General features: G+C 66.9%; 2 protein-coding genes. Both read right to left on the reverse strand.

The window, feature by feature from the left end; all coding sequences use genetic code 11:
* A partial coding sequence (locus tag WBV89_RS12325) for a histidine kinase N-terminal domain-containing protein (protein WP_423981647.1) occupies positions 1 to 695 on the reverse strand: 695 nt, incomplete at its 3' end.
* A partial coding sequence (locus WBV89_RS12330; protein WP_423981648.1) for an ArsA family ATPase occupies positions 695 to 1,692 on the reverse strand: 998 nt, incomplete at its 5' end. The genes WBV89_RS12330 and WBV89_RS12325, both read right to left, overlap by 1 nt.

Consider the following 1,692-nt stretch of genomic DNA (forward strand, 5'->3'; position numbering starts at 1 on the left):
CGCTGTTCGAACGCCTGACGGGCCGGACCGTCGTGGAATCCGAGTTCGGCCAGCCGCATCCCGACCGGATTGGCCTGGATCCCGACGCGGTGCAGCGCCGAGTTGGCGTTCGGCGACACGTACGCCACTGCGGCGTCGCGATCGAGCATCATCACACCGTCACCGACACGCGGCGCGGCACTCGAATCGGCGACCCGACCGGCGAACGGGAACGTTCCGGACTCGATCATGTGGGTGAACTGATCGAAGATGTAGGCGTACCCGCGCTCGAGCTCGCCGAGGCTGCGCCCGGACCGCGCGACCCACTCCTTGGTCAGGACAGCGATCACCCGACCGTCATTGCGCACCGGGATCGCCACGACGCGGGCGTTCGATTCCTCGGTCCCGAGAATCGGCATGTTGAGCGTGATGTCGCCCTCGACGGTCTCGCCGCCGTCGGCGGCCCGGTCCATCAACACCTCGGCCTGAGATGCCCAGCTGCCCACGAAGTCGATCGGGTACATCGTCTGATTCGTTGCAGGACGGACCTGGTCGATGATCATCCACCGCCCGTCGTCCGAGCGGACGTGCAGCAGCAGATCCGAGAAACACAGGTCTGCGAGGAACGTCCACTCGGCGGTCAACCGATGCAGATGATCGATGTCGGCTCGTTCGAGCGACGAGTGAGCGCGGCAGAGGGCTACGAGCGACGTCATCACGACGAGTCTGCCTGATCGGGGACCCCGCGAAGGTGGCAAGCGAGCGATGCGAGCCCCTTCAGGTCGTGAATGTCGCCTTCGAGCCACGGAACCGACACGGTCGTGGTCGCGAGTGCGGCCAATTCCGACCGCCGATCGGCTTCTCGCGCAGCGACCATCGCGAGGTCGTCGAAACGGGTCGCCATCAGGTGCAGGACGCGGTCGACGATTTCGTCGTCATCTCCGGTGGCGGCCGCGACGGCGTGCGCAACGGTCGGCTCGCCCTCGGCGTCCGGACCGGTCCGTTCTGCGAGATCTCGGGCGGCCGAACTTGCCGCAGACGACGCGAGCCGTGCGGGGAGCACGCGATTCGCGACGATCGCGCCGACCGACATCTTGCGCTCGGCGAGCGATTCGGCCAGGAACCTGGCTTCGTGGGCGGGCGCCGTCTCGAGCGTGGAGACGACCACGAAGGCGGTGCGCGGATCGACGAGCAGCGCTTCGACCTCGTTGGCGCGCTTGACGAATCCCGACTCCATCTTCTGGAACAGCACGAAGAAGTCGGCGATGTCCTGCAGGAATCGAGACCCGAGGATGCGATCGGCCACCTGGTAGAAGGGTTTGGAGGCGAACGTGAACAGACGTGAGCGGTACGGCACGGTCAGCCATCGCAGCAGGCGGCTGCCGAAGAAGTCGGCCATCCGGCTCGGGGCGTCGAGGATCGCGAGCGCATTGCGCGACGGGGGCGTGTCGACGATGACGAGGTCGTATTCGCCGGTGGCGTGCAGGTCGTGCAGCTGCTCCATCGCCAGGTAGTCGTGGCTGTGCACGAACCTCCCGGTGATGTTCTCGTACAGCGGGTTCTTCAAGACGGCGTCGCGCGTCGCCTCGTCGGGTGCATGCCGGGCGATCAACTCGTCCCATCCGGCCTTGGTGTCGAGCATCGCGACGTGTAGCTCGCCGCGGACGTCGATGCCGGCCGCCTCGAACGCCTCGGGCGGGATCGGGTGGGGGG

Origin of the sequence: Ilumatobacter sp., from assembly GCF_049588435.1 — a bacterium.
GTDB lineage: Bacteria > Actinomycetota > Acidimicrobiia > Acidimicrobiales > Ilumatobacteraceae > Ilumatobacter_A.